General features: G+C 67.2%; 25 protein-coding genes and 1 pseudogene. 20 read left to right on the top strand and 6 right to left on the bottom strand.

The window, feature by feature from the left end:
- Positions 1-121: 121 nt before the first annotated feature.
- From INQ40_RS11325 to INQ40_RS11305, 5 genes and pseudogenes are all read left to right on the top strand, one after another.
- Positions 122-505: a DUF1428 domain-containing protein gene (locus INQ40_RS11325; RefSeq protein WP_194340506.1), complete on the top strand. Its 384-nt coding sequence runs from the start codon at positions 122-124 to the stop codon at positions 503-505.
- A gap of 465 nt (positions 506-970) precedes the next feature.
- Positions 971-1,753: a hypothetical protein gene (locus INQ40_RS11320; protein WP_194340505.1), complete on the top strand. Its 783-nt coding sequence runs from the start codon at positions 971-973 to the stop codon at positions 1,751-1,753.
- Between the two features lie 69 nt (positions 1,754-1,822).
- Positions 1,823-1,984, top strand: a pseudogene (locus INQ40_RS11315) (HupB); the annotation flags it as partial.
- Between the two features lie 55 nt (positions 1,985-2,039).
- Positions 2,040-2,636, top strand: coding sequence for a YetF domain-containing protein (locus INQ40_RS11310; protein ID WP_194340504.1), 597 nt, complete (start codon positions 2,040-2,042; stop codon positions 2,634-2,636).
- A 48-nt stretch (positions 2,637-2,684) separates the two neighbouring features.
- The gene (locus tag INQ40_RS11305; protein WP_193984628.1) at positions 2,685-3,209 is read left to right on the top strand and encodes a hemerythrin domain-containing protein; all 525 of its coding nucleotides are present in this window, start codon (positions 2,685-2,687) and stop codon (positions 3,207-3,209) included.
- A 46-nt stretch (positions 3,210-3,255) separates the two neighbouring features.
- On the opposite strand, the gene INQ40_RS11300 is transcribed toward INQ40_RS11305, so the two are convergent.
- On the bottom strand, positions 3,256-3,795 hold the full coding sequence (locus INQ40_RS11300) for a DUF1415 domain-containing protein (RefSeq protein WP_194340503.1): 540 nt from the start codon (positions 3,793-3,795) through the stop codon (positions 3,256-3,258).
- Between the two features lie 4 nt (positions 3,796-3,799).
- Complete coding sequence (locus INQ40_RS11295) at positions 3,800-4,282, bottom strand: YajQ family cyclic di-GMP-binding protein (protein WP_194034310.1); 483 nt, start codon at positions 4,280-4,282, stop codon at positions 3,800-3,802.
- Between the two features lie 181 nt (positions 4,283-4,463).
- Between INQ40_RS11295 and INQ40_RS11290 the strand changes: the two genes are divergently transcribed.
- Both INQ40_RS11290 and INQ40_RS11285 read left to right on the top strand, forming a co-directional pair.
- Positions 4,464-5,516: an NAD(P)-dependent alcohol dehydrogenase gene (locus tag INQ40_RS11290; protein ID WP_194340502.1), complete on the top strand. Its 1,053-nt coding sequence runs from the start codon at positions 4,464-4,466 to the stop codon at positions 5,514-5,516.
- A gap of 76 nt (positions 5,517-5,592) precedes the next feature.
- On the top strand, positions 5,593-6,468 hold the full coding sequence (locus tag INQ40_RS11285) for a DMT family transporter (RefSeq protein ID WP_194342546.1): 876 nt from the start codon (positions 5,593-5,595) through the stop codon (positions 6,466-6,468).
- Between the two features lie 79 nt (positions 6,469-6,547).
- On the opposite strand, the gene INQ40_RS11280 is transcribed toward INQ40_RS11285, so the two are convergent.
- The gene (locus tag INQ40_RS11280; RefSeq protein ID WP_194340501.1) at positions 6,548-7,198 is read right to left on the bottom strand and encodes an OmpW family outer membrane protein; all 651 of its coding nucleotides are present in this window, start codon (positions 7,196-7,198) and stop codon (positions 6,548-6,550) included.
- 447 nt (positions 7,199-7,645) lie between these two features.
- Here INQ40_RS11280 and INQ40_RS11275 point away from each other — a divergent pair, with 447 nt between their 5' ends.
- The 12 genes from INQ40_RS11275 to INQ40_RS11220 all read left to right on the top strand — a co-directional run bounded on the left by INQ40_RS11275 (position 7,646) and on the right by INQ40_RS11220 (position 19,269).
- A complete protein-coding gene (locus tag INQ40_RS11275; protein ID WP_194340500.1) occupies positions 7,646-9,136 on the top strand; it encodes a dihydrolipoyllysine-residue acetyltransferase in 1,491 nt (496 codons plus the stop codon).
- Positions 9,136-9,777, top strand: a complete 642-nt coding sequence (locus INQ40_RS11270) for a hypothetical protein (protein WP_194340499.1) — start codon at positions 9,136-9,138, stop codon at positions 9,775-9,777. Before INQ40_RS11275 ends, INQ40_RS11270 begins: the two co-directional genes overlap by 1 nt.
- Positions 9,778-9,885: 108 nt before the next feature.
- Positions 9,886-11,826, top strand: coding sequence for a dihydrolipoyl dehydrogenase (lpdA, locus tag INQ40_RS11265; RefSeq protein WP_194340498.1), 1,941 nt, complete (start codon positions 9,886-9,888; stop codon positions 11,824-11,826).
- Between the two features lie 286 nt (positions 11,827-12,112).
- On the top strand, positions 12,113-12,499 hold the full coding sequence (locus INQ40_RS11260; RefSeq protein WP_228482011.1) for a hypothetical protein: 387 nt from the start codon (positions 12,113-12,115) through the stop codon (positions 12,497-12,499).
- Positions 12,492-13,322, top strand: a complete 831-nt coding sequence (gene atpB, locus INQ40_RS11255; RefSeq protein WP_194340497.1) for a F0F1 ATP synthase subunit A — start codon at positions 12,492-12,494, stop codon at positions 13,320-13,322. The genes INQ40_RS11260 and atpB overlap by 8 nt, the downstream gene beginning before the upstream one ends.
- 82 nt (positions 13,323-13,404) lie before the next feature.
- Complete coding sequence (gene atpE, locus INQ40_RS11250) at positions 13,405-13,674, top strand: F0F1 ATP synthase subunit C (protein WP_193984612.1); 270 nt, start codon at positions 13,405-13,407, stop codon at positions 13,672-13,674.
- An 82-nt stretch (positions 13,675-13,756) separates the two neighbouring features.
- The gene (locus INQ40_RS11245) at positions 13,757-14,227 is read left to right on the top strand and encodes a F0F1 ATP synthase subunit B (protein ID WP_194340496.1); all 471 of its coding nucleotides are present in this window, start codon (positions 13,757-13,759) and stop codon (positions 14,225-14,227) included.
- A gap of 28 nt (positions 14,228-14,255) precedes the next feature.
- Positions 14,256-14,783 (top strand): F0F1 ATP synthase subunit delta, encoded by a 528-nt coding sequence (locus INQ40_RS11240; protein ID WP_194036483.1) that lies wholly within the window; start codon positions 14,256-14,258, stop codon positions 14,781-14,783.
- 66 nt (positions 14,784-14,849) lie between these two features.
- The gene (gene atpA / locus INQ40_RS11235) at positions 14,850-16,397 is read left to right on the top strand and encodes a F0F1 ATP synthase subunit alpha (RefSeq protein WP_193984608.1); all 1,548 of its coding nucleotides are present in this window, start codon (positions 14,850-14,852) and stop codon (positions 16,395-16,397) included.
- Positions 16,398-16,410: 13 nt separating this feature from the next.
- Positions 16,411-17,274 carry a F0F1 ATP synthase subunit gamma gene (gene atpG / locus INQ40_RS11230; RefSeq protein WP_193984606.1) on the top strand — a complete coding sequence of 288 codons (864 nt, stop codon included), beginning with the start codon at positions 16,411-16,413 and terminating at the stop codon, positions 17,272-17,274.
- A gap of 96 nt (positions 17,275-17,370) precedes the next feature.
- The gene (atpD, locus tag INQ40_RS11225) at positions 17,371-18,780 is read left to right on the top strand and encodes a F0F1 ATP synthase subunit beta (protein ID WP_193984604.1); all 1,410 of its coding nucleotides are present in this window, start codon (positions 17,371-17,373) and stop codon (positions 18,778-18,780) included.
- 63 nt (positions 18,781-18,843) lie between these two features.
- Positions 18,844-19,269, top strand: coding sequence for a F0F1 ATP synthase subunit epsilon (locus tag INQ40_RS11220; protein ID WP_193984602.1), 426 nt, complete (start codon positions 18,844-18,846; stop codon positions 19,267-19,269).
- 94 nt (positions 19,270-19,363) lie between these two features.
- Here INQ40_RS11220 and INQ40_RS11215 read toward each other — a convergent pair whose 3' ends face one another.
- On the bottom strand, positions 19,364-19,747 hold the full coding sequence (locus tag INQ40_RS11215) for a GtrA family protein (protein ID WP_194340495.1): 384 nt from the start codon (positions 19,745-19,747) through the stop codon (positions 19,364-19,366).
- Positions 19,748-20,084: 337 nt separating this feature from the next.
- On the opposite strand from INQ40_RS11215, the gene glmU reads away from it, so the two are divergent.
- Positions 20,085-21,458, top strand: coding sequence for a bifunctional UDP-N-acetylglucosamine diphosphorylase/glucosamine-1-phosphate N-acetyltransferase GlmU (gene glmU, locus INQ40_RS11210; protein WP_194340494.1), 1,374 nt, complete (start codon positions 20,085-20,087; stop codon positions 21,456-21,458).
- A 31-nt stretch (positions 21,459-21,489) separates the two neighbouring features.
- Here the strand turns inward: glmU and INQ40_RS11205 are convergent, their stop codons facing one another.
- Together INQ40_RS11205 and INQ40_RS11200 are read right to left on the bottom strand one after the other, a co-directional pair.
- Positions 21,490-22,818 (bottom strand): ATP-binding protein, encoded by a 1,329-nt coding sequence (locus INQ40_RS11205; RefSeq protein WP_228482010.1) that lies wholly within the window; start codon positions 22,816-22,818, stop codon positions 21,490-21,492.
- A 4-nt stretch (positions 22,819-22,822) separates the two neighbouring features.
- Positions 22,823-24,178, bottom strand: a complete 1,356-nt coding sequence (locus tag INQ40_RS11200; RefSeq protein ID WP_194340493.1) for a sigma-54 dependent transcriptional regulator — start codon at positions 24,176-24,178, stop codon at positions 22,823-22,825.
- Between the last annotated feature and the right edge of the window lie 3 nt (positions 24,179-24,181).

The following is a 24,181-nucleotide window of genomic DNA, read 5'->3' as shown; positions in this document are numbered from 1 at the left end:
AGCCGGATGCCGTCTCTGTTGGCCGTGCTGTTTACGGTTTCTTGATGAGGCGTTAATCCGCGCCGGCGCAGCGTGGAATTTCGGTCCGCGGGCGGTCCCGGACCCAGTCGGGAGAATGGAAATGGCTTACATCGATGGCTTCGTCATTGCAGTGCCGACCGGCAACAAGCAGGCCTTCATCCAGCACGCAGAGCAGTTCGACCCGCTGTTCATGGAGTACGGCGCGCTGCGCTGCGTGGAATGCTGGGGCGATGATGTCCCGCCGGGCAAACAGACCGATTTCAAACGTGCGGTGCAGGCCACGGATGAGGAGGAGGTTGTGTTTTCCTGGATCGAATGGCCCGACAAGGCGACCCGCGATGCCGCGATGGAGAAAATGATGAAGGACGAACGGATGGATCCCCAGGCCAATCCAATGCCCTTCGACGGCAAGCGGATGATCTACGGCGGCTTTAAGCCTGTCGTCTCGTTTGGATCGGACGGGGGTACGCCGGCCGGGGCGTGAGCCGTCCCATCGCGGGCGGCGATGAAGGGTGACACCGGGTCGCTGGCGGGAAAGGTCTCCTCCAGCGCCTCGTCCTGGTTGTCGCTGTCGTGCTGTTTCCTGTCCGGCTCGCGAACCGGCTGGCCCTGTGCGCCGCCGGGCTCGGTAACTGGCGCATCCGGCCCGGTTCCGGGCACCGGCGGATCCCGTCGGTCCTCATTGGGCGGACCCTGATCGGGTGGGGGCTGGATGGGTGGGCGGCTCATTGCGGTCTCCACGATACGTCGGTCCTCACCGTCGCCCATGTGCCGTTAGCGCGTCGTTGACAAGCTGTTTGAAAGCACCACAGCGGGCGCGTCGCCATGGCGGTCCTTGCCTGAACCCTTCGCATAATCGTGACATTTCTTGCACGCGGTCACGACGCGGACGGTGTCAATTTCGGCTGACCAGCGGCGCTGCCGCGGCCACCCCCAACGAGGACACACCATGACGAAGGACCCCAACGAATCCCGTGACATGAACCGCGATCCGATCACCAAGGCGCCCGGATCCCATCCAGTCGGCGTGGGCGTGGGCGGGCTCGGCGGCGCCGCCGCGGGAGCCGGAATCGGCGCCCTGTTTGGCCCGATCGGCATGCTGGTCGGCGGCGCGGTCGGCACGCTCGCCGGTGCAAGCGCTGGCAAGAGCGTTGCCGAGAGCATCGACCCGACCGGTGAGCACGAGTACTGGCGCAACGAATACAGCAACCGCCCGTACGCCAACCCGCAGTACAACTACGACGATGACTATGCGCCGGCCTACGAGTACGGCAACACCGTGCGCGCCCAGTATGCCGACCGCCAGTGGGACGACTCGCTGGAGCAGGACATCCGCAGGGGCTGGGAGAAAGCCAAGGCCAAGTCCCGCCTGACCTGGGAGGAAGCGAAGGACGCCGCACGCGACGCGTTTGACCGCAGCGACCGCACCTACCGCACCTATAGCGCGACCGACAACTACTACCGCGACCAGTACAAGAACGCGGTGTATTACAAGCCCGAGTACGACTACGACACCGACTACCGCCCGGCGTACCGCTACGGCACCCAGGCGCGCAGCGCGCATCCGGGTCGCGAGTGGAATGACGAGCTGGAGTCCGATCTGGGCAACCGTTGGGACAACGCCAAGGCCACCTCGCGCATGAGTTGGAGCGAAGCCAAGGACGCGGTCCGCGACGCCTGGCACAACGTTGAACGCGCCCTGCCCGGCGACTTCGACCGTGACGGTCGCTGATCCAGACGAGTAATCCCGCCCCCGCCTCGTGCGGGGGCTTTCCCGCTGACGGAGAAGGAGGAAGTCGAAATGTCCCGCGGAGACAAGTCCAGCTACACGGACAAGCAGAAACGCCAGGCCGAGCACATCGAGGAAAGCGAGAAGAAGGAAGGCCGGAGCGAGAAGGACGCCGAGCGCATCGCCTGGGCGACGGTCAACAAGCAGGACGGCGGCGGCAAGAAAGGCGGCTCGAAAAAGAGCGATGACTGAGCCGTCATGACGCCACCACCTCGACGGAGGGTCTGCAGTGGATGACAAGGTCGACCCCCTGGAGTGGGGGCGGGTACTGCTCGGCCCCTATCCGCCGCTTTTCTACGCGGAGATAGCGGTACGCATCCTGATGCTGCTGGCGTTGTTGCTGCTCGTGGTGCACATCCTGGGCAAGCGCGGCCAGCAGAACCTGAGCCCGATGCAGCAGCTGTTGCTGGTGGCGCTGGGCTCGGCGGCAGGCGACGTGATGCTCTACCCGGAGCTGTCCATCGGCTACGCGGCGATGGTGCTGGTCGGCGTCACCCTGCTCACGATCGGGATCGAGAAGTCCGCCAACCATGCTCGATGGTTCCGCGACTACCTGGAATCGCGTCCGTGCGTACTGGTGCAGGACGGTGAGATCGACGTGGCCGTGCTGAAGCGCGAGCGCACGACGCGCCGCGAGCTCTACGCCATCCTGCGCCAGAACGGCGCAACGGCGCTGTCGCAGGTCGAGCTGGCGGTACTGGAAGTCACCGGCGACGTCAGCGTCATCCTCAACGATTCCATACCGCTGGAACGCGACCTGATCGAGTACCTGAAGGTACGCAAGGTGGGCGATGTCGCCGCCCCGCCACACACCGCTTCAGCCTGACCACGTACAGCCCTTTCCCCACCACGCATCACCACCCTGGAGACCACCATGGCAGCCGATATCCTCAAGACCCTGAAAGACGAGCACGACCAGCTCCGCGAGCTGTTCAAGGAGATGGAAGGCACCACCGAACGCGCCGAGAAAGGGCGCATGGACCTGCTGGAGAAAATCAAGCAGGGCCTGATCCCGCACGCGGTGTGGGAGGAAGAGGTGTTCTACCCCGAGTTCAAGAAGCGCGCCGATCGCGACGGTCGCAAGACCCACGCCGAAGCGGTGGCCGAGCATCGCGCGGTCGAGTTGCGGGTGCTGCCGGATCTGGAAGCCGCCTCGCCCACGACCACCGAGTTTGCAGGGCGTGCCAAGGTGCTCGGGGAGTTTGTGAAGCACCACGCGACTGAAGAAGAAGACACGATGTTCAAGATGGCCCGCAGCATGTTCAGCGCCGAAGAAAGGGCGCAGCTGGACGAGCAGTACAAGAACTGGAAAGGCACGCCGGCGGCTGCGCAGGCGATCGAAAAAGCGTTGCTGAAGGGCGCGGAGGCGAACAAGGCCAATCCACCGCCTGCGGCGTGATTGGGGGGTGCCGTGCGACCGCGAGGTCGCACGGTTCTTTAAGCGTTTACGGCTCCAGCAGCCGCCGGTAGCCCTCCAGCCCGAGTCGCTCCAGGCTGGCGATGTTGCGTTCGACAATCTCCTCCGGGTCCGGGAAAGCCGCCACGGCGCGGTCGATGCTCTCTTCGCGCAGCAGGTGAAGCATCGGGTAGGGCGAGCGGTTGGTGCAGTTGGCGACATCGTCAAAGCCGCTGCCGGCGAACCGGTAATCCGGGTGGAAGCTCGCCACCTGGATCTCGCCCTCCAGTTCCAGGGCATCGATCGCGGCGTCGACCGGATCGAGGAAATCGTTGTAATCCTCAAAATCCATGAGCACGCGCGGATGGATCAGCAGGGTGGTATCGACCACCTCCGGATCGGCCTCGTGCAGCCACAACAGCTCATCGGCCAGGTCGGCCAGCAGCGCATCGGGCGTGTCCGCCTCGCTGACCACGTAACGGATCTGATCCTTCACCTGCACCGCCTTGGCGAACGGGCACAGGTTCAGGCCGATCACCGCGCGCTTCAGCCAGCGACGGGTCGCGGCGATCGGGTCCTCGGCAGGCATGGACTCAGTCGCGGAAGTTGTCGAACTGCAGCGGACGCTCGAACTCGCCGCCCTTCAGCAGCGCCATCGCGGCCTGCAGGTCATCGCGCTTCTTGCCGTTGACACGCAGCTTGTCGCCGTTGATCTGGCTGTCGACCTTGATCTTGGATTCCTTCAGCGCGGTCTGGATCTTCTTGGCCAGTTCGCGCTCGATGCCCTGCTTGACGCTGATCTTCTGCCGCGCGCCGGCCAGGTTGGTCTCGATATCGCCAAACTCCAGGCAGCGCGCGTCGATCCCGCGCGCGATCAGCCGCGCGCGCAGGATGTCGGTCATCTGCTGCAGCTGGAAGTCGCTGGGCGCCGACATCGAGATCACCTCGTCCTCCAGGCTGAAACTGGCGTCCACGCCCTTGAAGTCGAAGCGCGTGGTCAGCTCACGGCTGGCCTGGTCGACCGCGTTGGTGAGTTCGTGGTTGTCGACTTCGGAGATGACGTCGAAGGAAGGCATTGCGGTACTCCGTGGGTGGAAGCAGGCGTGGGGTGGAAGCAGGTGTGGGGGGCAGGCAGGTTTGTCCCATCAAGGGTAGCGCAGACGCCGTCGCGCACGCCGTCTGGCCGCGCGCGATGGTGATCGTCGCTGCGGACAGGCGGGTCTACACTGGCCAACCCACGCCGATGCGAGCCATTCCATGCTCAAGACCCCCGCCTACGCCGCCCCCGACGGCCAGTCGCCGCTGGCGCCCTTCACCATCGAGCGTCGCGCGCCGCGTGCCGGCGAGGTGCTCATCGACATTCTGTATTGCGGTGTCTGCCACTCCGACCTGCACCAGGTGCGCGCGCAGTGGGGCGGCAACGGGATCTTCCCGATGGTGCCCGGCCACGAGATCGTCGGCCGCGTCGCCCAGGTGGGCGAGGGCGTGGAGCGGTTCAAGGTCGGCGATGCGGTGGGAGTGGGCTGTTTCGTCGACTCCTGCCGCCACTGCGCGCAGTGCAGGGCGGGCGAGGAGCAGTACTGCGCCGAGGGCATGACCGGCACCTACAACTCGCGCGAGCGTGACGGCGGCGCGCCGACCTACGGTGGCTATTCGACCCGCATCACCGTCAGCCAGGACTTCGTGCTGGATATCCCCGGCGCGCTGCCCCTGGACCGCGCCGCGCCGCTGCTGTGCGCCGGTATCACGACGTATTCGCCGCTGCGCCAGTTCGGCGTCCGCGCCGGTCACGACGTGGCGGTGGTGGGCCTGGGCGGCCTGGGCCACATGGCGGTCAAGCTGGCGGCGGCGATGGGCGCCCGGGTGACCGTGCTCAGCACCTCGGAGTCCAAGCGCGAGGCGGCGCTGGAGCTGGGCGCGCACGACTTCGAGGCGACCCGCGAACCGGGCACGTTCAAGAAGCTCGCGCGCCGTTTCGACCTGATCATCGATACGGTCTCCGCCCCGCACGATTACAACGCCTACCTGGGCCTGCTGAAGTTCGACGGCTCGATGGTGCTGCTGGGCATCCCCGACGAGCCGGTCCCGGTCGCGGCGGGCGCGCTGATCATGCAGCGGCGCAAGCTCTGGGGCTCGCTGATCGGCGGCATCCGCGAGACCCAGGAGATGCTCGACTTCTGCGCCGAGCACGGGATCGCGGCGGATATCGAGCTGATCAACATCGACCAGATCGAGACCGCCTACGAGCGGATGCTCAAGGCGGACGTGCGCTACCGCTTCGTCATCGACATCGCCAGCCTGCGAGAATGACCGCGGCCGCTGCGCCGACGCCGGTGGCGCGTCCATGACGGGGGCGCTCCCGGTCCGGGTGCCGGCGCCGGTGATGATGCTGCTGGCGGTGGCGACGTTTGCGTTCATGGACGCCGGGATGAAGGCATTGGCCGGGACCTATCCGGCTATGCAGGTCGCGGCGCTGCGCGGTGCCGCTTCGCTGCCCTTCATCCTGGTCTGGGTGATGGCGACCAGCGGCCTGCGCCCATTGCTGCGGGTGCGTTGGCCCTTGCACCTGCTGCGCGGCGCGATCGGCATTGGCATGACCGCATCCTTTGCGTTTGCGCTGCGGACGCTGCCGCTGACGACGGGCTACTCGATCTACTTCGTCGCCCCGCTGCTGATCACCGCGTTGTCGGTGCCGGTGCTGGGCGAGAAGGTGGGGCCGCGGCGCTGGACCGCGATTGCCATCGGCATGGTCGGGATGCTGGTGCTGCTGCGACCGAGCGGCGAGGGCATGTTCAGCTGGGCGGCGCTGGCGGTGCTGCTGGCGGCGACCGGCTACGCGGTCAGCGCGATCACGGTGCGGGTGCTGGCACGCACGGACTCGAATGCCTCGATGATCGTGTGGTTGCTGGTGATGCTGTCCATCGGCGCCGGTGCGCTGGCGTGGCCCAACTGGGTGCCGCTGCGGGCCGAACATGCGTGGATCATCGTGGGAACCGGACTCGCAGGCGCGATCGGCCAGTACGCGATCACCGCGGCATTCCGCTCCGGCTCCGCATCGCTGCTGGCTCCGCTGGAGTACACCGGCCTGGTATGGGTCGTCCTGCTGGACGTCACCATCTGGGGCGTGTTGCCGGACGCGATCACCTGGCTGGGAGCGGGCATCATCGTCGCCAGCGGGCTTTACATGCTGCGCCGCGAGCGCGTGCGCGCGGAAGACACACACAACGACGGGCCCGAAGGCCCGCCGCGGATCATGCGCTGACGCCCGGGACCCCGACGGTCCGGAACGGCAGCGGCACGATCAACCCATAACGACTGGATTGGTCTTTTTCGGGAACGCCTTAGAAGCGCACGCCCAGGCCCAGGCCGACCACGACCGGGTTCAGCTTGGCATTGCCGACTTTGTCGCCGTTGACCTTCACGTCGGAATCGCCGTGCAGGTAACGCAGGTCGGCGCGGGCGAACCAGCTCGGGCTCAGGGTGACGTCAACGCCGGCGGTCGCCATGGCACCCTTGGCGGTCTCCACGCCGATGCGCTGGCGGGCGAGCGGGCCGGTCGGCTCGGGCGTCTCGTTGTCGAAGTTGCTCTCGTAGTAACCCAGGCCCAGGAACGGACGCACGATCTGCTCGCTGTTGCCGAAGTGGTACTGGGCGCTCAGGGCATACGGCTGCGACTCAACGCTGCCGATCTTGTAGTTGTTGGCGTCGCGCACGCGATGGTCGAACTTGTCCGCCGCGCCCCAGGCCTCGACGGCGAAATTCTCGTGGAAGTACCAGCTCGCGCTCAGGGTCGCGGCGGTGCCGCCGTCGAACTGCGTGCTCGCGCCGGCAATGGTGGGATCGCTGGTCGGCTCGCTGACGGCAAAGCCGCCAACCACGGCGAAGCGCTTGCCGTCATTGGTCGAATCGAAATTGCTGTCCTGGGCGAAGGCGGCCGGGGCAATGGCCAGGGCGCCCAACAGGGCAACACTAAGATGGCGGAAACGGATCATGGGGAACTCTCCAGGCTTCTTTTGACTTGTGGGGGAACCGGCCGGTTGCCCGGCAGGCGTGGCCACCCTAGCCACCGGAAAATGAATGCGGCTTGTGCGAGCTCACCTGTTCCGCGGAACTTTCAGCGATGACGGCGGCGCAACGACGCCGCGCGCGTGCCGGAGCGGTGGTGAAAGTCGCGTTGACGCCGATTTTGCCGACGAATAACGATGCTAATCAGTGGCTTGCGACACTCGCGCGGACTCTTTGCGGTCCGGCAAGGGCCTGGGCGCCGAAGTGCACCGGGCAGCTGAACAGATCCCGAGCCGCCAGCTGCGCCATCGCCGCCGGTCTGTGCCGATGACAGTGCGAGGGTGCCAAAACGCCGCGCCTTCGCAAGCCGGCGCTATTGGCGCGTCCCGTCGCCAGCGGCCACAATAGGGTTTTGGTGCTAGTCGGAGCCGCACATGGCTGAGTTGAAGGAAGCGCGCGTCCCGGATATCGGCGGATACGATGGCGTGCCGGTGATCGAGGTGCTCGTCGCGGTCGGCGATACGGTGCAGCTGGACCAGGGCCTGGTCACGCTGGAGTCCGACAAGGCGACGATGGAGGTTCCTTCCCCGTTTGCCGGCGTGATCCGCGAACTGAAGGTGGCCGTGGGCGATGAGATCGCCGAAGGCAGCGTGGTCGCGATGATCGAGCCGGAAGCCGCGGACGAGCCCGCCGCCCCGGACAAGGACGCGGCAAAAGGCGACGGTAAATCCGCTTCGGGGTCTGCGGCCAAGGGCACGGCTGATGCCGAGCCGCCGCGCGCGCAGCCCGCTGCCGCCTCCGAGGAGACGCGCACTGCAGAAACCGCCACGGCCGTGGAGCCTGACCACGTTGGCACTCCCAACAAGCTGGCGCAGCGTGAAATCGCCCGCGCTGGCGGCGATGCCTCCGGCGAAGCAGCCACCGCTGATGATGCGGCCGGCCCGCATTCCCCGCCGGTGAGCTTCGACGCCGACGAGCTGCTGCCGGGCAAGGTGCCCTACGCCAGCCCCGCCGTGCGCCTGTTCGCGCGCGAGCTTGGCGTGGACCTGATGCAGGTCGAGGGCAGCCAGCGCGGCGGCCGGATCAACAAGGACGACGTGCAGAAGTTCGTCAAGCAGGCGATGCAGTCCGGTGGCGCCACCGCGGCGGCCCCCGGTGCCGGCGGTGCCGGACTGAGCCTGCTGCCGTGGCCGAAGGTCGACTTCTCCAGGTTCGGGCCGGTCGAGACCCGTGAACTGAGCCGGATCGAGAAGATCTCCGGGGCGAACCTGTCGCGCAACTGGGCGATGATTCCGCACGTCACCCAGTTCGAAGACGCCGACATCACCAAGCTGGAAAAGCTGCGCGTCGAGCTCAACAAGGAAAACGAGCGCGCCATCGCCAAGGGCGGCGCGACCAAGCTGACGATGCTGGCGTTCCTGATGAAGGCCAGCGTCAGTGCCTTGAAGCAGTTCCCCGACTTCAACGCCTCGCTGGACGCGACCGGCGAGAACCTTGTCCTCAAGCAGTACTTCCACATCGGCTTCGCGGCCGATACGCCCAACGGGCTGGTCGTACCGGTGGTGCGCGATTGCGACACCAAGGGCGTGATGGAGATCGCCATGGAAACCGGCGAGCTGGCGGCCAAGGCGCGCGAGGGCAAGCTGGGGCCGGCGCAGATGAGCGGTGGCTGCTTCACCATCAGCTCGCTGGGCGGCATCGGCGGGACCAAATTCACCCCGATCGTGAATGCGCCGGAAGTGGCCATCCTGGGCGTGTCGCGCGCATCCATGCAGCCGGTCTGGAACGGCGAGAAGTTCAAGCCGCGCCTGATGCTGCCGCTGTCGCTGAGCTACGACCACCGCGTCATCGACGGTGCCGCCGCCGCGCGATTCACCACCTACCTGGCCCAGTTGCTGGCGGACATGCGGCGGGTGCTGCTGTGATGCGAGCCGCGCTCGCACTGGTGGCGTTGCTGGCCTTCTCGCCCTTGGCGTTGGCCAAGAGCGAGTGCCAGGTCGATCTCGGCCAGGGCTGGCCGCCGGCCACCCGCAACCACGGGACCGCGGTGGAAGCGCTGTTTGCCGCCGGCGATACGCCGGTGTTGAGCCTGGTGCGGCTGCCCCCGCGCGGCAAGGAGACCGGCGTGATGCTGGTGCGCTCGGCCGATGGCCGGACCTGGACGGTTCGCTCCGCGGTCGCTGCCGAGCGCGTGGACGCGATGACCACGATTCCCGGCGGCATCGAGCGCACGCTCAAGGTCGACAAGCCGGCGAAGCTGCGCGAGTCCGTCATGCCGGCAGCGCTGGCCGAGCGCGTGGTCGCCTCGTGGGGACGCGCGCTGACCGCGGTCGTTCCCGAAGACCGCGCCGCCGCCTTCCAGGAAAACGAATTGCTGGTGTTCGCCGTCAATGACCGCCGCGTCAGCGGCACCGAGCCGAGCTGCGGTCCCAGCCGTCTGCTCGCCCGTCAGGCGCAGGTGCTCATTGACGCGGCCGACTCCAAGGACAAGCACCTGCCCAAGCGCTGGAGCGCGCTGGTCAAGCTGCTCGACCAACTCGACACCCAGCTCGCCACCGCCCCTTAAGCGGAGGCGAGCGCCGGGCAAATCCCACACCGTGGCCGCCCGCCGGGCGCCCGGGTCCCGCTACCGTCGCTGCACCCCTGCAGGTGCGCGACCCCAGGAGGCACAGGCATGGCAAAGATCGAGATCAAGGTTCCCGACATCGGCGACTACGACGGCGTACCCGTTATCGAGGTCCTCGTGGCGGTGGGCGACACCGTGGAGGTCGACCAGGGCCTGGTCACGCTGGAATCGGACAAGGCCACCATGGAGGTGCCCTCCAGCGCCGCCGGCGTGATCAGCGAGTTGCACGTCAAGGTGGGCGACACGGTCGCCGACGGCGCGGTGATCGCGGTGCTCGAAACCGCCGACGCCGGGGCGACGGGGGACAAGCCGGCCGCAGACGCCGAGGAGGCCGGCGCCGCCGCCCCCGCAAAGCAGGACCAGGCTGCCAAGGCCACAAGCGACAAGACCACAAGCGACAACGCTGCGAGCAAAAAGAGCGCCGACGACAAGGCTGACGCCGGAGACGAAAAACCGGGCAAATCGCCATCGGATGGGCGCGGTCCGGCGAGCACCGATGACGCCGCAGGCAAACACGCCGCCCAGGGCCCCCAGCCCGCAGCGGCGAGCGGACGCAAGGCCGATATCGAGTGCGGGATGCTGGTGCTGGGCGCCGGTCCCGGCGGCTACACCGCCGCGTTCCGCGCCGCCGACCTGGGCCTGGACACCGTGTTGGTCGAGCGCTACCCGGATCTGGGGGGCGTTTGCCTCAACGTGGGCTGCATCCCGTCCAAGGCGCTGCTGCATGCCGCAGCGGTGATCGATGGCGCCAGCCATGCCGGCGAGATGGGCATCGAGTTCGGCAAGCCGAAGATCGCCCTGGACAAGCTGCGCGACTACAAGAACAAGGTCGTCGGCCAGCTCACCAAGGGCCTGGGCGGCATGGCGCGCCAGCGTAAGGTGCAGGTAGTCACCGGCGTTGGCCGCTTCCTCTCCGCCAATGAGCTGGAAGTCACCGGCGAAGACGGCAAGACCCAACTGGTCGCGTTCCGCCAGTGCGTGATCGCCGCCGGCAGCCAGGCCGTCAAGCTACCCGGCTTCCCCTGGGACGACCCGCGGGTCATGGATTCCACCGACGCGCTGGAGCTGGCCGACGTGCCAAAGAAGCTGCTGGTCGTGGGCGGCGGCATCATCGGATTGGAGATGGCGACCGTCTACAGCGCGCTGGGCAGCGCGGTCACCGTAGTCGAGTTCATGGACCAGCTGATGCCCGGCACGGACAAGGATCTGGTCAAGCCCCTGGCCGACCGGCTGAAGAAGCAGGGCGTGGAGATCCACCTGCAGGTCAAGGCCGCAGGCGTGGAAGCACAGAAGAAGGGCCTGAAGGTCACTTTCGAGCCGGCCCAGGACGGCGGCAAGGCGCCGGATGCGCAGTTGTTTGATCGCGTGCTGGTGGCCGTGGGCCGCGCGCCCAACGGCGGCAAGCTGGACGCTGAGAAAGCCGGCGTCAAGGTCACCGAGCGTGGCTTCATCCCGGTCGATCGACAGATGCGGACCACCGCGTCGCACATCTTCGCCATCGGCGATCTGGTGGGCAATCCGATGCTCGCCCACAAGGCCAGCCACGAGGCCAAGCTGGCCGCAGAAGTCGCCTCGGGTGAAAAGAAGGAGTGGGTCGCGCGCGTGATTCCCTCGGTGGCCTACACCGATCCGGAAATCGCCTGGGTGGGCGTCACCGAGAACGAGGCCAAGGCGCGCGGCCTCAAGGTCGGCGTCGGCAAGTTCCCGTGGGCGGCCTCGGGCCGGGCGATCGGCATCAGCCGCACCGAAGGGTTCACCAAGCTGCTGTTCGACGAGGCCAGCGGCCAGGTCATCGGCGGCGGCATCGTCGGCGTGCACGCGGGCGAACTCATCGCCGAGATCGCGCTGGCCATCGAGATGGGCTGCGAGGTGGGCGACATCGCCCACACCATCCACCCGCACCCGACCCTGTCGGAATCGGTCGCGATGGCGGCGGAGATGTTCGACGGCACCATCACCGACCTCTACGCGCCGAAAAAGAAGGCCTGAGCGGGGCGCGGACAAGAGGAAGCCCCGGCGGATCAGGCCGGGGCTCCGGACCCGCCGCTTGCCGTTTGCCTTGACGAGGAGAGAGGGCGACGGGGGTCAGGAACATTGACCCGTCCGCCGCGGCAAGGTTCCCGGCCGATCGAAATAATCAGTGCGCACTTCAGGTTGGTTCAGCTGCGCGACCCTGAACAGCGCGCGACGGTTGCCGCCGGCGTCGCTGCAACCTATAATTCGGCGGCTTCATTGGGCGTTTATCTGCCCACCCTCCAAAACCGACGAGCCGAGCGTGCACGATCCCATGTCCGCAGGCCGCCGGTTGGCGTTTCGCGCGATCGCCTTCCAGGCGGGCGCAACGGCGTTGACCGCGTTGGCCTTCCTTGTGCAGGGTGCGGATTCCGCACTGGCGGCACTGGTCGGCGGGTTCGCACTGGTGGCCGGCGGTGGATTGTCGGCGCTGGTGTCGCTGGGTGGCGGTGTAAAGCCCGCGGGCTCGGTCATTGGCCTGATGCTCGCCGGTGTGCTGGTGAAGTGGTTGGTGGTATTTGCCGTCCTCGCGGTTGGTCTGGCGGGGTTCCAGTTGCCGCCGCTGCCGATGCTGGCAGCGGTCGTGGCAACCATGCTGGCCTACGTGCTGGCTCAAATCCTGAATCGAGAAGGTGTCCTTCGTGAGTGAACAGACCGGCTCTGGCGGCCTGAACGAATACATCCAGCACCACTTGCAGCAGTACGCCATCGATTTCGGTGGCGGCACCTTCCACGTCGATACGTGGGTGGTGTCACTGTTCTGCGGCCTGGTGTTTATCGGATGGTTCGGCTTTTACGCCCGCAAGGCGACCTCCGGCGTGCCCTCCAAAGGCCAGGCCTTTGTCGAGATGGCGATGGAGTTCGTCGACAACCAGGTGAAGGACAACTTCCACGGCGACCGCAGCTCGATCACGCCGCTGGCGATCACGATCTTCATGTGGGTCGTGCTGATGAACGGCATGGACCTGCTGCCGCTGGACACGCCCGGGGTGGCCATCCAGGCCGTTGCCGGCGCTGACGTCGCCGCGCATACGTTCTTCCGCTGGGTGCCGACCGCGGATCTGAATACCACCGCGGCCATGTCCGTCGTCGTGTTCTTCCTGATCCTGTACCACTCGCTCAAGGCCAAGGGCGGCTTCGGCTTCGGCAAGGAATTGCTGACCTCGCCGTTTGCCGCCGAGAACCCGGTGACCCGCGCGGTGCTGATGCCCGCCAACCTGGGCCTCAACATCATCGAGTACTGCGTCAAGCCGGTATCGCTGGCCATGCGACTGTTCGGCAACATGTACGGTGGCGAGCTGGTGTTCATGCTGATCGCCGGGCTGCTGGGTGGCGGGCTGCTGATGTTCGTTCCCGGCGTGATCTTCAACCTCGCCTGGGCGATCTTCCACATCCTGATCGTGCTGCTGCAGGCCTTCATTTTCATGATCCTCTCGGTCGTCTACATCGCCGGCGCCTACGAGAGTCATTGATCGCGTCATCGCTCCACGTTGCACCGTTTTTCACCGCTTCATCCTTCCGCCAATCAAACCAACGTTTCAGTAGGAGAAAACCATGGAATTTATCGCCAGTGTGCAGGGCCTGACCGCGATCGCGATCGGCATGATGGTCGGTCTGGGCTCGATCGGCGCGTGCCTCGGCATCGCCATCATGGGCGCCAAGTTCCTCGAGTCGGCCGCGCGTCAGCCCGAGCTGGTGCCGATGTTGCAGGGCCGCATGTTCCTGCTGGCCGGCCTGATCGACGCCGCGTTCATCATCGCGTTGGCCGTCGGCCTGCTGTTCGCCTTCGGCAACCCGCTGCTGGCCGCACTGAACGCCGGTTGATCGACTTGTTTGAATCCGCGTGCCCGGAGTTCCGGGCGCGCTTCCCGGGCGCCCGCGCCCGCAGCCCGCATACGGAGCTGTCATGAATATCAACATGACCTTCTTTGGTCAGATGATCTCGTTCGCGTTGCTCATCTGGTTCACCATGAAGTTCATCTGGCCGCCCATGAACCGGGCGATTGAAGAACGCCAGAAGAAGATCGCCGACGGACTGGCGGCTGCCGAGCGCAGCCAGCACGACCTGGCCCAGGCCCAGCAGAGCGTGGACGCCGCGATGCGCGAAGCGCGGACCAAGGCCAACGAAGTGATCGACCAGGCGCACCAGCGCGCCAACCAGATCATCGAACAGGCCAAGACCGACGCCATGGTGGAAGCCACCCGCCAGAAGGCGATGGCCGATGCCGAAATCGTTGCATCGCAGAACCGCGCCCGCGAGGACCTGCGCAAGCAGGTGTCGTCGCTGGCCGTCAGCGGTGCCGAGAAGCTGCTGCGCCGGGAAATCGACGCCAACGCCCACAAGGCGCTGCTCGATGAACTCGCCGCCCAGCTTTGATCCAGCCAACGACCGGATGCCCTGAGCAATGAGCCAGACCATGACCCTCGCCCGACCCTACGCCCGCGCTGCGTTCGCAGCGGCCAGCGGGGCCGGCCAGGTGGCCAGCTGGTCGCAGGCGCTTGCGCTTGCCGCCCGCGTCGCCGCCGATCCTAAGGTGGAGGCGCTGCTGAAGCATCCGCAGCTGTCGACCACCGAGGCCGCGTCGCTGCTGGCCGTCGACGGTGCCGGCGAGGACTTCGGCCGCTTCATCGAGCTGCTGGCGTCCAACCGCCGCCTGCCGTTGCTGGCGGAGATCGCCGGCATGTTCGAGCAGCTGCGCGCGGAAGCCGAGCACGTGGTCAAGGCGCGCGTCACCTCCGCCAGCGAAATGCCGGCCGCCGAGCTGGAGTCGATCCGCGTTGGCCTCAAGCGCCGCTTCGGCCGCGAGGTCGAGCTGGAAACCGCGATCGACGAGTCGCTGATCGGCGGCGCGGTGATCGATGCCGGCGACGTGGTCATCGACGGCTCGCTGAAGAGCAAGCTCTCGCGCATGCAGTCGGCGCTGGCCGGCTGACCGGCTCCAATCGACGATCCGAATCATCTACTTCCGGCGCCCGCGCCGGGTACCAGGGAAACACCCATGCAAACCACGCTCAACCCGTCCGAAATCAGTGAACTGATCAAGACCCGCATCGAGAAGGTCAAGCTGTCCGCAGAGTCGCGCAACGAGGGCACCGTGACCTCGGTGGCCGACGGCATCGTGCGCATCCACGGCCTGGCCGATGTGATGCAGGGCGAGATGATCGAACTGCCCAACAGCATCTTCGCGCTGGCCCTGAACCTGGAGCGCGACTCGGTCGGTGCCGTGGTGCTGGGCGGATACGAGAACCTGCGCGAAGGCGACGTGGCCAAGACCACCGGCCGCATCCTGGAAGTGCCGATCGGCAACGAGCTGCTGGGCCGCGTGGTCAACGCGCTGGGTGAGCCGATCGACGGCAAGGGCCCGATCGACGCCAAGCTGACCGCCCCGGTGGAGCGCGTCGCTCCCGGCGTGATCTGGCGCCAGTCGGTCGACCAGCCGGTGCAGACCGGCTACAAGTCCGTCGATGCGATGATTCCGATCGGCCGTGGCCAGCGCGAGCTGATCATCGGTGACCGCCAGACCGGCAAGACCGCGATGGCGATCGATGCGGTGATCAACCAGAAGAACACCGGCATCAAGTGCGTGTACGTGGCGATCGGCCAGAAGGCGTCGACCGTTGCGAACATCGTGCGCAAGCTGGAAGAGAACGGCGCGCTGGCCCACACCATCGTGGTTGCCGCGACCGCGTCCGAGTCGGCGGCGATGCAGTACATCAGCGCCTACGCCGGCTGCACCATGGGCGAGTACTTCATGGACCGCGGCGAAGATGCGCTGATCGTCTATGACGACCTGTCCAAGCAGGCCGTGGCCTACCGCCAGATCTCCCTGCTGCTGCGCCGCCCGCCGGGCCGCGAAGCGTATCCGGGCGACGTGTTCTACCTGCACTCCCGCTTGCTGGAGCGCGCCGCGCGCGTGTCCGCGGACTACGTGGAGAAGTTCACCAACGGCGAAGTGACCGGCAGGACCGGCTCGCTGACCGCGCTGCCGATCATCGAGACCCAGGCCGGCGACGTGTCCGCGTTCGTGCCGACCAACGTGATCTCCATCACCGACGGCCAGATCTTCCTGGAAACCGACCTGTTCAACGCCGGCATCCGGCCTGCGGTGAACGCGGGCATCTCGGTGTCGCGCGTGGGTGGCTCGGCGCAGACCAAGATCATCAAGAAGCTCTCCGGCGGCATCCGTATCTCGCTGGCGCAATACCGTGAGCTGGCGGCGTTTGCCCAGTTCGCGTCCGATCTGGACGAGGCGACCCGCAAGCAGCTCGAGCGCGGCCAGCGCGTGACCGAGCTGATGAAGCAGAAGCAGTACAGCCCGATGTCGATCGCCGACCAGGCGCTGTCGATCTACGCGGTCAACGAAGGCTTCCTCGACGACGTGGCCGTGGCCAAGATCCTCGCGTTCGAGGAAGGCCTGCACGCGCACTTCGCCAACACCCAGGGCGAGCTGATCGGCAAGATCAACAGCAGCGGCGCGTGGAACGACGAGATCGAGGCGGCGTTCAAGCAGGGAATCGCAGAGTTCAAGCAGACCGGCACCTGGTAAGGCGGAAAAGACGATGGCAGGCGGACGTGAAATCAAAACCAAGATCAAGAGTGTGCAGAACACCCGCAAGGTGACGCGCGCGCTCGAGATGGTCTCGGCTTCCAAGATCCGCAAGGCGCAGGAGCGGATGAAGGTCTCGCGCCCGTATGCGCGGGTGATGAGGCAGGTCATCGGACACCTGGCCCAGGCCAACTCCGACTACCAGCATCCGTACATGATCGAGCGCGCCGATCCCAAGCGCGTGGCCTACGTCATCGTGTCATCCGACCGTGGCCTGGCCGGCGGGCTCAACAACAACCTGTTCCGCAAGCTGCTGGGCGAGATCCACAAGTGGCAGCAGCAGGGCGTCGAGGTCGACGTGGTCACCATCGGCCAGAAGGCCTCGGTGTTCTTCCGCCGGATCAAGGTCAACATGCTCGCCACCGTCACCCACCTGGGCGACCAGCCCCGGGTGGAGCAGCTGATCGGGGTGATCAAGGTCGTGCTGGACGGTTACAGCGCCGGCAATATCGACCGCGTGTTCATCTGCTACAACGATTTCATCAACACCATGGTCCAGCGCGCCGCGTTCGACCAGTTGCTGCCGCTGCCGCCGTCCGAGGAGGCGATGTCGCGCCACGACTGGGACTACATCTACGAGCCGGACGCCGAAACGGTCCTGGACCATGTGATGACGCGCTACATCGAGTCGCTGGTCTACCAGGCGGTGCTGGAGAACGTGGCGTCCGAGCATGCCGCGCGCATGGTCGCGATGAAGTCCGCGTCCGACAACGCCAACAACCTGATCGGTGACCTGCAGCTGGTCTACAACAAGGCCCGCCAGGCCGCGATCACCCAGGAAATTTCCGAGATTGTCGGCGGCGCGTCTGCGGTCTGACCGCGGCACCGCCGGCTTCCGTCCGGAACTCCACACCCCAATCCCGCGGCCGCGATGTGCGATCCGCAAGCAGCTTCAGAGATACGAGGAAACATCATGAGCCAGGGCAAGATCGTTCAGATCATCGGCGCCGTCGTCGACGTCGAGTTTCCGCGCGACGCGGTCCCGCGCATTTACGACGCGCTGAAGGTCGACAACACCGAGATCACGCTGGAAGTGCAGCAGCAGCTGGGCGACGGCGTGGTGCGTACGATCGCGCTGGGCTCCACCGACGGCCTCAAGCGCAACCTGGTGGCCAGCAACACCGGCAAGGGCATTTCGGTGCCGGTCGGTCGTGGCACGCTGGGACGCATCATGGACGTTCTGGGTCGCCCGATCGACGAGGCCGGCCCGGTGGAAGCCACCGCGCAGTGGGAAATCCACCGCGAGTCGCCGAGCTATGAAGAGCAGGCCGCGGCCAACGCGCTGCTGGAAACCGGCATCAAGGTCATCGACCTGATGTGCCCGTTCGCCAAGGGCGGCAAGGTCGGCCTGTTCGGCGGCGCCGGCGTCGGCAAGACCGTCAACATGATGGAACTGATCAACAACATCGCCAAAGCGCATGAAGGCCTGTCGGTGTTCGCCGGCGTGGGCGAGCGCACCCGCGAGGGCAACGACTTCTACCACGAGATGAAGGACTCCAACGTCCTCGACAAGGTCGCGATGGTGTACGGCCAGATGAACGAGCCGCCGGGCAACCGCCTGCGCGTTGCGCTGACCGGCCTGACCATGGCCGAGTACTTCCGCGACGAGAAGGACGAGAGCGGCAAGGGCCGCGACGTGCTGTTCTTCGTCGACAACATCTACCGCTACACCCTGGCCGGTACCGAGGTGTCCGCGCTGCTCGGCCGCATGCCGTCGGCGGTGGGTTACCAGCCGACCCTGGCCGAGGAAATGGGGGTGCTGCAAGAGCGCATCACCTCCACCAAGACCGGCTCGATCACCTCCGTGCAGGCCGTGTACGTGCCCGCGGACGATCTGACCGATCCGTCGCCGGCGACCACCTTCGCCCATCTGGACGCCACCGTGGTGCTGTCGCGTGACATCGCCTCGCTGGGCATCTACCCGGCGGTCGATCCGCTGGATTCGACCTCGCGCCTGCTGGATCCCAACGTGATCGGCCACGAGCACTACGACACCGCGCGCAAGGTCCAGGCCACGCTGCAGAAGTACAAGGAGCTCAAGGACATCATCGCGATCCTGGGCATGGACGAGCTGTCGGAAGAGGACAAGCAGGCCGTGTCGCGGGCGCGCAAGATCGAGCGCTTCTTCAGCCAGCCCTTCCACGTGGCCGAGGTGTTCACCGGCTCGCCGGGCAAGTACGTGCCGCTGAAGGACACCATCCGCGGCTTCAAGGGCATCGTGGACGGCGAGTACGACCACCTGCCCGAGCAGGCGTTCTACATGGTCGGCAGCATCGAGGACGCGGTCGAGAAGGGCAAGAAGATCATCGGCGAGGCCGCCTGATCCCGCTCCTTCTTCCGTTGGCGGAAGAAGGACGCCCCACCTTCGATCCACGCAGAGAATTCTATGGCTAGCACATTCCGTTGCGACATCGTCAGCGCCGAAGAGGAAATCTTCCGCGGCGACGCCACCATGCTGGTGGCGACCGGCGAGATGGGCGAGCTGGGCATCGCGCCCAAGCACGCCCCGCTGATCACCCGCCTGAAGCCGGGCAAGATCGTGGTGACCCTGCCCAATGGCGAGCAGCTCGACTTCGCCGTCACCGGCGGCATCCTCGAGGTGCAGCCGCAGGTGGTGACGATCCTGGCCGACACCGCGATCCGCGCCCAGGACATCGATGAGGCCGCGGTGCGTGCCGCCAAGGAAGAGGCCGAGCGCATCCTCGCCCGTCGTGCCGAGCCGATGGAAGTGGCCGAGGCGCAGGCGCGCCTGGCCGAGGTGACCGTGCAGTTGCAGGCGCTGGAGCGCCTGCGCCGGAACATGAAGCACTGACGTACGCTGCGCACACGCGGCACCGACGACGCCGGCCCCGCGCCGGCGTTGTCGTATCTGCGCTTTCCATCTCTGTGCTGTCGAGGCGGGCGCGTCAGCGGCGGTATACCCAGTGGCGCGACAGCACGAAACCGACGCCGCCCAGGGCGATTTCCACCGCCGGCTTTGCCAGCCACGCCCACTTCAGGCCGCCGAGGTGGTTGATCGCGCCCATGGCCCACGTGCTGATCGCCGTGGTCAACGCCCACATCAGCACGAAGCGCAGCAACTGGCGGCGGCCGATCACGGTGTCGTCGCCGGCAAACGTGATGCGCCCGTTCAACCAGAAGCCGATCAGCGCGCCACTGACCCGGCCAGCGATGTTGGCCAACTCGACCGACAGCCCGTAATGGCTCAGCGCGACCATCACCGCCCAGTCCAGCAGCCACTGACCCAGCCCGATGACCAGGTAGTGCTGCCCCTGTCGGGGCAGGTTCATGGTGACCACGCCACTGCTTCGCGTGGGATGCGCCACCACTGGAGCTCGTCCACGGTCAGCTCGAGGCCGAAGAAACAAACTCCCGCGGCCGCCCAGATCAGCGCTTGGGCAAGCATTGGACTGCGCGAAGAGGCAGCAGGGCGGGGCACCGCGGAATCCTAGCAGATGGCCGGGTGGCCGGAAGGGGAGCGTGGCGGGCGCGTCGGCACAAACCAGCTACTTATCGAGTCCTGGATTTCCCGGTCCTTTCAGGAACGATCTAGAATCACTGGCGCGAGAACAAGTTCCCCGAGCTCGCCCGCGCCCATCCTGTTTTGTCGCTGTTTCCGGAGTCCGCATGCCCGCCCCCCTGCACGTCGTCATCCTCGCCGCCGGCGAGGGCAAGCGTATGAAGTCAGCCTTGCCCAAGGTGCTGCAGAAGATCGCCGGGGTCCCGATGCTGGGCCACGTATTGGCTACCGCGCGTGCGCTGGAGCCGGCCGGCATCCACATCGTCTACGGGCACGGCGGCGAGCAGGTGCGCGATGCGTTCCGCGACCATTCCGGCCTGCTGTGGACCGAGCAGACCGAGCGGCTCGGGACCGGCCATGCGGTGCGCCAGGCGATGCCGGCGGTGCCGCAGGACGCGCGTCTGCTGGTGCTCTACGGCGATGTGCCCCTCATCCGCGCGGAGACGCTGCAGCGGTTGCTCGAGTCCAACGGCCGGGTGGGCGTGCTGGTCGCCGATCTGGAGGATCCCACCGGGTACGGGCGCGTGCTGCGCGATGCGCAGGGCATGGTCGCGCGCATCATCGAGCAGAAGGATGCCAGCGAGCAGGAACGCGCGATCCGCACGGTCAATACCGGCATCCTGGTCGCCGACGGCGAACCGCTGCGACGCTGGCTGGAGCGGCTGGAGAACAACAACGCCCAGGGCGAGTACTACCTGACCGATATCTTCGCCTCTGCCGCAGCGGAGTTTGCGCCTGCCGGCATGGTCCACGTCGACGATCCGGTCGAGGTCGAGGGCGCCAATGACCCGTGGCAGCTCGCCCAGCTGGAGCGCGCCTTCCAGCTGCGCGCGGCCCGGGCACTGACCGTCGCCGGAGCGCGCCTGGCCGACCCGGCACGGGTCGACATCCGCGGCCAGGTCACCGTCGGCCGCGATGTGGAGATCGACGCCAACGTCGTCCTTGAGGGCCGCGTGGACCTGGGTGACGGCGTCCGGATCGGCCCGTTCTGCCGCCTGCGCGACGTCACCCTGGGCGCGGGCACCGAGGTGCGTGCGCACTGCGACCTGGACGGCGTGGTGGTCGAAGGCGCCGCCGCGATTGGTCCCTACGCACGCCTGCGACCGGGCACGGTGCTGGCCGATGGCGCGCACGTGGGCAACTTCGTCGAGATCAAGAACACCCGCATCGGGGTGGGCAGCAAGGCCAGCCACCTGAGCTACCTGGGCGACGCGGTCATCGGCAGCGGGGTGAACATCGGCGCCGGCACGATCACCTGTAACTACGACGGGGTCAACAAGGCGCGCACCACGATCGAGGATGGCGCGTTCATCGGCTCCAACAGCTCGCTGGTGGCGCCGGTCAGCATCGGCAGGGATGCGACGATCGCGGCGGGCTCGGTGATTACCCGGCCCGCGCCGGAGGGCCGGTTGAGCGTCGCGCGCTCGCGCCAGTCGGTGGTCGAGGGCTGGCAGCGGCCGGTCAAAAAGCCGCGCAGCTGAGCGCTACCGCTGCGGGTCGGACCTCACGCCCTCAGCGGGGCAGCACCATGCTCACGCACAACCCGCCGCCTTCACGGTTGAGCAGCGCAATGCGGCCGCCGTGGGCCTCGGCGATCTCGCGTGCCAGCGCCAGGCCCAGCCCGGTGCCGTGGCGCTTGGTCGAGTAGAACGGCAGCAACGCGTTGGCCAGCACGGCCTCGTTCATGCCGGTGCCGCGGTCGAGGATGTCGATCCGCCAATGCGCCGGCAGGCGGCGTACCGCCAGGCCCACACCATCTGCGGGCGATCCCGACTCGTGGGCGTTCTTGAGCAGGTTGATCAGGCACTGCTCCATCTGCGCGGCGTCGCACCTGACGGTGTCGTCGGCCGGGATGGCCTCGGCAACGAACTCGACCTGGGAGCGCAAGCGTTCCACGAACGATGACCACGCCACCGGCTGCAGCCGCGGCGCCGGCAGCTTGGCGAAGCGCGCGTAGTCGCGGATGAAGCCTTCCAGATGGCGGGCGCGCTCCTCGATGGTGGACAGCGCAACGGGCAGTCGCTCGAGCTGGCCACGCCGCAGCAACTCGGCGCTGGAGTGCGCCAGCGAGGCGATCGGCGCCAGGGAATTGTTGAGTTCATGGCTGATGACGCGGATCACCTTCTTCCAGGTCTGCACTTCCTGGCGGCGCAACTCGGCGGTGAGCAGGCGCAGCAGGACCAGCTCGTGGCGGCGCCCGTTGAGGCGGAACTGGCGTCGCGACAGGTGGTAGGTGTCCTCGATGCCGTGCTCGATGTCGTTGGCGTCGCCGACGGTGAACAAGCCGTCGCCGCCCCGGTCCAGCGCTTCGCGCATCGCCGCCGGAGCGTTGTCGACCAGCTGCTCGAAGGACTGGCCCTCCAGCCGGCGCCCGCCGCCCAGCATGCTGCGGGCGGCCAGGTTGGCGTGGACGATCCGCCGCGACGGGTCGATCAGGACCATCGCCACCGGCGTGTTCTGGACCATCGTGTCGAGCAGCAACTCGCGCTCCACCAGGGCCTGACGCTGCTCGCGCAGGGTGTCGCCCAGGCGGTTGTGCGCGGCCACCAGTTCGGCCAGTTCCCCGTGCACGCTGGACGAGAGGCCGAAGTTGTAGTCGCCGTCGCGGTAACTTGCGACCGTGCCGGCCAGGGCGCGGAACAACGAGCGCATCGGCGCCAGCAGGCGCTGCACGTGATAGACGAGCAGCGGCAGGTCGATCGCGACCGCAGCCGCCCAGGCCATCCACGGCTGCGCCAGCCATTGGCTCAGCGCCAGCGCCAGCGCCGCGACACCGGCGACGTGCAGCAGGGCCAGCGCAGTGAATACGAGGCTGATCGGCAGTCGGCGCAGCCAGCTCATGCCGTCAGTCGCGCTTGATGCCGAGGCGGTCCAGACGCCGATACAAGGCCTGGCGCGACAGGCCCAACTCGCTCGCCGCCTGCGCCAGCACGCCGCCGTGGCGGTGCAGGGCGGCTTCGATGCGCTCGCGGTCGGGCTCATCGACCGCCCCGGCGGCCGGCAGGCGTGCCACGGCGCCGGTTGAGGCCGGCGGCAGGCCGAGGTCGGCGGCGCCGATCCGCTCGCCGCGACCCAGCAACGCGGCGCGCTGCAGCGTGTTGCGCAGCTCGCGCACATTGCCCGGCCAGGCGTGGGTGAGCAGCGCGCGCTCGGCTGCGCCATCAAGCTGCTTGCCCGGCGGCAGGAAGTGGCGTGCCAGCGGCAGGATGTCCCTGGGCCGGTCGGCCAAAGCGGGCAGTTTCAGCTCGATCGCATTCAGGCGGTAATACAGGTCCTCGCGGAAGCGCCCGTCGGCGATCAGCGCCGGCAGGTCAGCATTGGTCGCGCTGATGATGCGCACCTGCACGCTGCGCTCGCGGTTGCCGCCCAGGCGCTCGAAGCGGCCGGTTTCCAGCACGCGAAGCAGCTTGACTTGGCCGGCCGGGGACAGCGTGCCGACCTCGTCCAGGAACAGGGTGCCGCGGTCGGCGGCCTCGAATTTGCCCTCGCGCGCACGCGTCGCGCCGGTGTAGGCCCCGGCCTCGGCGCCGAACAACTCCGCCTCGATCAGCTCGGCGGGCAGCGCGCCGCAGTTGAGGGCGACAAACGGACCGTCGCGCACCGCCGAATTGGCATGCACGATCTGCGCGAACTTCTCCTTGCCGGTGCCGTTGGGCCCGGTAATCAGTACCGGCAAATCCGAACGCGCCACCTGGCAGGCCAGCACCAGCACGCTCTCGCTGGCGGGGTCAGCGTAGACCAGCCCGCACAGGTCGTACTCGCGCGCCAGCGCATCGCGCCGGCGGCGCTCGCCCTGGCGGTGGCGCTCCAGCTCGCGCCGCGCCTGCGACAGCTCCAGCAGGTTGTTCACGGTGAGCAGCAACTTGCGGTCGTCCCAGGGTTTGGCCAGGTAATCGGCAGCGCCGGCCCTGACCAGGTCGACCGCCGACTCCAGGTGGGTCCAGGCGGTCAGCAGGATCACCGGCAGGTCCGGGTGCCGCGCGCGGATCTGGCCGAACAGCGCCATGCCCTCCGCGCCGGAGGTGGTGTCGGCGCGGAAGTTCATGTCCTGCACGACCAGGTCGATGTCCCCGCTTTCCAGCGCGGCGAGGCCGGCCTCCGGGCTGGTCGCCGCGCGAGTGTCGATGTCGTGCAGCGAGAACAGCACCTCCAGCGCGGTGGCGACGGAGGGGTTGTCATCGATGACGAGGACCGTGGGCATCCG

It is taken from the genome of Lysobacter sp. H21R4 (genome assembly GCF_015277535.1).
GTDB lineage: Bacteria > Pseudomonadota > Gammaproteobacteria > Xanthomonadales > Xanthomonadaceae > Novilysobacter > Novilysobacter ciconiae.
Note: the sequence above shows the minus strand (reverse complement) of the source record. Positions and strands in the feature narration are given on the sequence as shown.

Coding starts and splice junctions, on each gene's coding strand:
- INQ40_RS11200 (WP_194340493.1), bottom strand. CDS start 24,178: ATGCCCACGGTCCTCGTCATCGATGACAACCCCTCCGTCGCCACCGCG.
- INQ40_RS11270 (WP_194340499.1), top strand. CDS start 9,136: ATGCGAGCCGCGCTCGCACTGGTGGCGTTGCTGGCCTTCTCGCCCTTG.
- INQ40_RS11275 (WP_194340500.1), top strand. CDS start 7,646: ATGGCTGAGTTGAAGGAAGCGCGCGTCCCGGATATCGGCGGATACGAT.
- atpG (WP_193984606.1), top strand. CDS start 16,411: ATGGCAGGCGGACGTGAAATCAAAACCAAGATCAAGAGTGTGCAGAAC.
- INQ40_RS11220 (WP_193984602.1), top strand. CDS start 18,844: ATGGCTAGCACATTCCGTTGCGACATCGTCAGCGCCGAAGAGGAAATC.
- glmU (WP_194340494.1), top strand. CDS start 20,085: ATGCCCGCCCCCCTGCACGTCGTCATCCTCGCCGCCGGCGAGGGCAAG.
- INQ40_RS11280 (WP_194340501.1), bottom strand. CDS start 7,198: ATGATCCGTTTCCGCCATCTTAGTGTTGCCCTGTTGGGCGCCCTGGCC.
- INQ40_RS11295 (WP_194034310.1), bottom strand. CDS start 4,282: ATGCCTTCCTTCGACGTCATCTCCGAAGTCGACAACCACGAACTCACC.
- INQ40_RS11320 (WP_194340505.1), top strand. CDS start 971: ATGACGAAGGACCCCAACGAATCCCGTGACATGAACCGCGATCCGATC.
- INQ40_RS11305 (WP_193984628.1), top strand. CDS start 2,685: ATGGCAGCCGATATCCTCAAGACCCTGAAAGACGAGCACGACCAGCTC.
- INQ40_RS11325 (WP_194340506.1), top strand. CDS start 122: ATGGCTTACATCGATGGCTTCGTCATTGCAGTGCCGACCGGCAACAAG.
- INQ40_RS11290 (WP_194340502.1), top strand. CDS start 4,464: ATGCTCAAGACCCCCGCCTACGCCGCCCCCGACGGCCAGTCGCCGCTG.
- atpE (WP_193984612.1), top strand. CDS start 13,405: ATGGAATTTATCGCCAGTGTGCAGGGCCTGACCGCGATCGCGATCGGC.
- INQ40_RS11215 (WP_194340495.1), bottom strand. CDS start 19,747: ATGAACCTGCCCCGACAGGGGCAGCACTACCTGGTCATCGGGCTGGGT.
- INQ40_RS11300 (WP_194340503.1), bottom strand. CDS start 3,795: ATGCCTGCCGAGGACCCGATCGCCGCGACCCGTCGCTGGCTGAAGCGC.
- INQ40_RS11245 (WP_194340496.1), top strand. CDS start 13,757: ATGAATATCAACATGACCTTCTTTGGTCAGATGATCTCGTTCGCGTTG.
- INQ40_RS11285 (WP_194342546.1), top strand. CDS start 5,593: ATGCTGCTGGCGGTGGCGACGTTTGCGTTCATGGACGCCGGGATGAAG.
- INQ40_RS11205 (WP_228482010.1), bottom strand. CDS start 22,818: ATGAGCTGGCTGCGCCGACTGCCGATCAGCCTCGTATTCACTGCGCTG.
- lpdA (WP_194340498.1), top strand. CDS start 9,886: ATGGCAAAGATCGAGATCAAGGTTCCCGACATCGGCGACTACGACGGC.
- atpA (WP_193984608.1), top strand. CDS start 14,850: ATGCAAACCACGCTCAACCCGTCCGAAATCAGTGAACTGATCAAGACC.
- atpD (WP_193984604.1), top strand. CDS start 17,371: ATGAGCCAGGGCAAGATCGTTCAGATCATCGGCGCCGTCGTCGACGTC.
- INQ40_RS11240 (WP_194036483.1), top strand. CDS start 14,256: ATGAGCCAGACCATGACCCTCGCCCGACCCTACGCCCGCGCTGCGTTC.